Origin of the sequence: Delftia sp. ZNC0008 (assembly GCF_000799035.1) — a bacterium.
GTDB lineage: Bacteria > Pseudomonadota > Gammaproteobacteria > Burkholderiales > Burkholderiaceae_C > Comamonas > Comamonas tsuruhatensis.
This window is the reverse complement of the sequence record NZ_JTKZ01000669.1, coordinates 1-337: the sequence shown is the minus strand read 5'-3', so window position 1 is coordinate 337 and position 337 is coordinate 1. Positions and strand designations below refer to the sequence as shown.

The window sequence follows — 337 nt, the reverse complement described above, 5'->3', positions numbered from 1 at the left end:
CACGCGCTGGCTGCGGGCCTCGGCCTCCAGCTTCGGCTGGCGCTCGAAGTCCAGGCCGAAGCCCACGTTGCGCCGCGCGTCCAGCCAGGGCAGCAGGCTGGGCTGCTGGAACACGAAGCCCGCGCGCGGGTGCGGCGCGGTCAACGGCTGGCCGAGGAACTGGAGCTCGCCCCGGCTCCAGGCGCCGCCGTCCGGCGATTCGAGGCCGCCGAGCACGCGCAGCAGCGAGGACTTGCCGCAGCCGCTACCGCCGAGCAGGCAGACGATTTCGCGCGGGGCAATGCTCAGGGAGATGTCCTCGAACACGGCCTTGCCGGGCGCATAGCCAAAGACGCGG

1 protein-coding gene is annotated in these 337 nt (G+C 73.0%); it reads right to left on the bottom strand.

From position 1 onward, the window contains the following. A partial coding sequence (locus tag L995_RS21950) for an ATP-binding cassette domain-containing protein (RefSeq protein ID WP_047473707.1) occupies nucleotides 1-337 on the bottom strand: 337 nt, incomplete at both ends.